Genomic DNA, 5,748 nt, shown 5'->3' on the forward strand with positions numbered 1-5,748 from the left:
TTTATAAAGTATCTGGAAAGGCCGAAAGTGATCTTACAAAAATGTACGAATATGGAATTGAAAGTTTTGGATTAAAACAGGCGCAAGACTATTTATTTGGAATACACCATATCTTTGAAGTTTTATCCAATAACATCAATCTTGGGCGCGATGCCTCAGAATTTGTATTCTCATTAAAAAGGTTTTCTTATAAATCTCATACTATTTTTTATTTAGCTACAGATATTGATATTTTGATTGTTCGTGTACTGAATCAAAGTATGGACTATGAAAATAATTTATAATAGTTTTCAGTTAATCCTGCACAATATTTCTCGGAATTTAAAAGTTACAAAGACATTTTACATTATGAAATTATAACTACTAATTTTGTACTATAATGTTCTGCGTTATGTAACTTGAGCTTTGGTTAAAAGCAGGGCAGAGCGTTAAAAAATAGTCCTGTGGACCATTTTAGCGAATGAGCCAGCTGGCGCTTTGGCATACTACAGTTTCTTTGAAAAATTTATTCTAAAAGTTTCTTCTGCAATGTTAATGAAATCGAGTATGCGAGATTCATGAACTCCTCTAAAACAATATTAACCTTGTGAATAAACACTTTTAATGCGACGACGTAGGAGGGAAGCGTAATGTGTGGAATGGATTAATTAATTCTCTATATAATTAATGGTTACCACACCATTTATTAATCTATTCTCATTATCAATGCCACTAAAAACTCCGTCATGAATTAATTTTTCGTTTTTTAGATAAAACGTTTTAAAATAGACATTGACTCTTTCCAATGCAATTATGCCCGAAAAGTTAAATCTAAAACTAATAACCGTTCCCTTATTTAAAAGTTCAATTCTATCTTTTTCTATATATACATTTTCTGTTAGCGTAATTATCTTATAATTTGAAGCCAAAACCTTAAATTTAATGACTTCTATAAGATTATCTTCTAAATTAAAACTGAGTTCATAAGTTCCAGGTATTTTTGCATAAATAGATGAAAACGGACTTTTATCAGATAACTCTAAATAATGTTTTGGAACTTTACTGTTATTAATAATTCGTTTATTTCTAATTTCTAAGGCTATATAGGATGGAATGTTGAAGTCTTTCGATTTTTCTTCCATAACCTGTCTTGATTCACATTTTTCTAAAATGGAGCGCCCAGCAACTGTATTCGAATAAACATCAAAATTGCTATAGGTTCCCACCAAATAGTTAATATTTGATGGTTCTTGGTGTCCTATATAATATATTTCGCTTGAACCATTAATATATCTACCACTAGATAGTGATTTTGTTCTAATATAAATGGTGTCACCTTGACTAACAATAGTTCCATGGCTATAATGTTCTTTTAAAGAACCATCCTCTTGAGGATACATAAATACATGTTGAATTTTAGTCCAATTATTAGAAATAATAGTTTGACCTTTTAGAATGATATCTTCTTCGCCAAAAAAATAGTTCAAATAATAATAAGTTGAGTTAGCTGAATCATCATTTATTAATAATAGCTGTTTCTTAATTTCTTCTTCAGATAATTTATAATTATCTAAAAAAAATTCAAAATCTTCATAACCTATATATAATAGAATAATAGATTTATAGTATTCATTTAATTTGATGGTCGCTTTCCCTTTTTCTAAATCACGAGATTTATCATATAAATATTTACCGTTAATAAACTCAGAACCAATAGCTTCGAAATCATGTTTTAAACTGGGTTTGTTTTCATCAAAAGCCCCATAACCGTATAGTTGAAATGTTTTAGGGAGTTTAGTTAACTTATGTTTTTTCTTAAATTTTACATGTACTTCATCTAAAATAATTTTAAAATATTCTGAAGTTAGAACTAGTGCTCCTGATTTTGTTTTCATGTGTCTTTACTTGTTATTATCATCTCATGCAGCTTACATGGTTTCTTTCAGCTATATTTCTATCTTTCATTTTGAGGTTTTGAAAAATTCCTAAAATATTATTAAAATTATTAAAAATATTTTTAATAATTAAAATTAATAAGAATTAATTTATATCAAACTAATTTAGTACTACTAATTAATTCAATCATATCATGAAAAAAAGCATTTTATTGTTATTATTACTAGTTGCAAGCATCGGATTTGCACAAAATAATATATCGGGAAAAGTAACTGATACAAGAGGGGAACCACTTCCAGGAGTTAGTATCTTAGAAAAAGGTACTGCAAGAGGTGTGATAAGTGATTTTAATGGAAATTTCGAATTTTCAGTAGAATCTAGTGATGCTGTTTTAGTGTTTTCATACCTAGGATTTGAAACACAGGAAATTAAAATAGCAGAAAAAAATCTAATAAATATTCAACTCAATGAATCTGCCGAATCTTTAAACGAGGTTACTATTAAAGGCTTTACAGGTGTTATTGGTAAATCAAGAAAGCGAACAGCTTCTATTCAAGTAACACCAGAATCTGTAACAGCATTAAATGCTGAAGGCATAGAAAGTGCTGGAATATCTGATGTTAGTTCTTTTTCTGCTTTAGTGCCTAATTTAAAGTTTAATACATCCCAAGAAATAGGTTTGAATACTATAACTGTTAGAGGTATTTCACAGGTTAGAGGAGGAGATGCTCCTTTAGCATTTGTAATTGATGGTGTCACCATTCCAGACCCAAGTTTATTAAGTCAGGAATTATATGATTTAGCATTAATAGAAGTGGTTAAAGGACCTCAAGGTGCTTTGTATGGTAAAAATGCAATAGGTGGTGCTGTAAATATTTACACAAAAGAGCCTACCAATAAAATGTCCAATAAAGTAAAATTGGGCTTTGGAAATGGAGGACAAAAAGAGGCTCAATTTATATCTTCTGGAGCTTTAAAAAAGGATAAAATATTTTATCGGTTTTCTACTCAATATAAAGATTTTGATGGTTTGTTAACCAACGACTTTTTAAATGAAAAGGTAGATTTTAGAACAGATCTTAATTTAAGAGGGCAAATTAAAGCAAGAATTTCTGATAATTTTAGTATAACTGGAACTTATCAATATTTTGATTTAGATGGAGGTGCTGCTTATTATTCTGTAAACCCAACTGGATTTGACGGCGAATTTCCTGGAGGCGTTATGGATCCAAATCCAACTGAAGATAACAATATAATTGTTGCAGATGTATTAGGACGATCGGATATGATCAACAATTATGGGAACATAAAAATGGAATATTCATTTGAAAACATGAGTATTCAAAGTATTACGTCATTCAATAAAGTTGAAAAAACAATGAATGGAGATTTAGACTTTTTAGATTTCGATTTATTTACACAGAATAGAGTAACTAAAACAAATACTTTTAATCAAGAAATTAGATTAAATAATAAAAATACCAATTCAAAATTTGATTGGAGTCTGGGAGGTTTTTATCAAAACACAGAGAAGGACCTTGTTGAAAACGGAACTTTTGAAAGTGATCCTTACCCTGTTGCAGACTATGTAAATACAACAGAAACAATTGCACTTTTCGGGTTTGCAGATTATAAATTAACAAACAAACTAACTGCCTCTGCTGGTTTTAGATATGATATAGACAAATTTAGTCAGGACGATACGCTATTTGAAACAGCATCTTCTAGAGATAATAACGAATTTCAACCAAAAGTATCATTATCATATCAAGCTTCAAAAAGTGTGCTTTTCTATGCCAACTATGGAAAAGGTTATAGAACTGGAGGTTATAATGCACAGGCAACAGGGCTTTTTAACAGAGAGTTTAATGATGAAATCTCAGAAAATTATGAGTTAGGTTTTAAAACAACATCGTGGAATGATCGCTTTATTTTTAACGGTTCTATATTTACTACCAGAATGGATAATCAACAACAATATATTTTGGATTTAGATACTTTTATTGCTGGTGTTTACAATTATAATGATAGCAAGTTTGTTGGGTTTGAGCTAGAATCACGTTTACGACTAACTAACTATTTAGATGTCTTTGCAAGTTATGGATACACCAATACTGAAATAATAGATGGAGGTAAAGCTGGTGGTGAGAATGGTGATACAACGGATAACACAGTATACAATGGTAATCATACACCTTTTGTACCAGTTGATAATTTTGGTATTGGTCTAGAATCTTCTTTTAAAATAAACCAAGAATTAAAATTTAATGGATTTTTAAACTTAGACACAACTGGAAAAACGTACTGGCATGAAAGCAATAGAGATTCATTTACAACAGATGCATATTCTTTATTAGATGCAAGAATCGGATTAGCGTATAAAAACTGGAAACTAGATATTTGGGGAAAGAATTTAACAGATAAACTTTATTACAAAGAGTTTTCACCAGGAGAATTTGTTGGAAGTCCTGATGATGTTGCTTGGAGAGGACAACCGTTGTCTGTAGGTACTGCAATTTCTCTTACGTTTTAAAATAATAAAATCGATTAATAGCAAACTTAAGTTTTTAATACTGGAGGGAATGCCTAATCATTCCCTCCTTTTTTTAACATATTTATGACAACAGATAAACAATTATTAACAACACGTTTTTCAAAAATATTAATTGAAACCATGTTTCAAGTAAAACCAGGTGAAACTGTAGCAATTACCGCAGATACTGGTTCTAGCAGAGAAACAATAGATGGGTTAGCTGAAGCAACCACAGCAGCTGGCGGAATACCATTAGTAATGTGGATGCCAAAAGCAGAGCAAAGCGGACAAGCAGGTATGAAAGATTGGCCAGCAGAAGCATTAACAGCAGCGCTTTGTAAAGTAGATGTATGGATTGAAGCACAATCTACCGTAATATTATATTCTGATATCTGGGAAACGGCATTTAAAGAAAACGATAAATTAAGATATTTAATTATCGCAGACTCTAGTATCGAATCCTTAGATAGAATGTTTACTGGTTTTGATATCCAATTACTTAAATCTCTTTTAAGTAAAGTTAGAGACATGGCAATGGCTTGTAAAAAGGTTCATATTACTAGTAATAATGGTACAAACGTATCTTACGATATAGATCTTAACTATGCATTCGATATTGATGACGGCGATTTTTCTATGCCAAAGTTTGGTACAGCTCCTGGATTTATAAATATAGTTCCTAAATTAGGCAGCATGAATGGGACTATCGCTTTTGATATATTGGAAGGAGCTCCAAGAGATGGCCAAATACAATTTACCATGAAAAATGGTTCGATTATAGATGTAAATGGAGAAAATGGAGTAGAAGATTTTAAATCATATTTGGCATCATTTGATGATGAAAATATGTATAAAATATCGCATAATATGTTTGGCTTAAATCCAGGAATAAAAACCATAACAGGCGAACTTTGTGAAGACGAACGTATTTGGGGTGGAGTAGACTTTGGGTTTGGTCACACTAGTGCAATGGATATGCCACCTTATGGTCAAGAAGCAAAATCGCATTTTGATGGTGTGGTTACTAATGTTTCTATATATTTAGACGACATTCAAATTTTTGACAATGGTGTCGTATGCCATCCTGATTTAATACCCTTGGTCAATAACTTATTAACTAATTAAAATGGCAGAAGACCAAAATCAATACACAACCACAAAAGTGCAACCAAAAGACTTTGTGTCTGGTTGGGTTGTTGGTTTCATTATTGCGAGTACAGGATTATCAGTTTCTACACTATTTTTAGGTTCAGAAATTGCACTCAATCTAGGTCTTAAGCAAGCGCTTATAGCATTTGGTATTTCCACATTTGTTTTAACTATAATGTGTATGGCAACCA

General features: G+C 30.9%; 5 protein-coding genes. 4 read left to right on the forward strand and 1 reads right to left on the reverse strand.

The window, feature by feature from the left end:
- Window positions 1-284, forward strand: a 284-nt coding sequence (locus WBN21_RS12045; protein WP_424200609.1) for a type II toxin-antitoxin system RelE/ParE family toxin, incomplete at its 5' end; no start/stop codon positions are given.
- Window positions 285-647: 363 nt separating this feature from the next.
- Here the strand turns inward: WBN21_RS12045 and WBN21_RS12050 are convergent.
- Window positions 648-1,874, reverse strand: coding sequence for a hypothetical protein (locus WBN21_RS12050; protein ID WP_424200611.1), 1,227 nt, complete (start codon window positions 1,872-1,874; stop codon window positions 648-650).
- A gap of 194 nt (window positions 1,875-2,068) precedes the next feature.
- Between WBN21_RS12050 and WBN21_RS12055 the strand changes: the two genes are divergently transcribed.
- The 3 genes from WBN21_RS12055 to WBN21_RS12065 form a co-directional block, all read left to right on the forward strand.
- Window positions 2,069-4,408 (forward strand): TonB-dependent receptor, encoded by a 2,340-nt coding sequence (locus WBN21_RS12055; RefSeq protein ID WP_424200613.1) that lies wholly within the window; start codon window positions 2,069-2,071, stop codon window positions 4,406-4,408.
- 84 nt (window positions 4,409-4,492) lie between these two features.
- Window positions 4,493-5,533 (forward strand): hypothetical protein, encoded by a 1,041-nt coding sequence (locus WBN21_RS12060; RefSeq protein WP_424200615.1) that lies wholly within the window; start codon window positions 4,493-4,495, stop codon window positions 5,531-5,533.
- A 1-nt stretch (window position 5,534) separates the two neighbouring features.
- Window positions 5,535-5,748, forward strand: a 214-nt coding sequence (locus WBN21_RS12065) for a hypothetical protein (RefSeq protein WP_424200617.1), incomplete at its 3' end; no start/stop codon positions are given.

The organism is Algibacter sp. (assembly GCF_049667265.1).
GTDB lineage: Bacteria > Bacteroidota > Bacteroidia > Flavobacteriales > Flavobacteriaceae > Algibacter_B.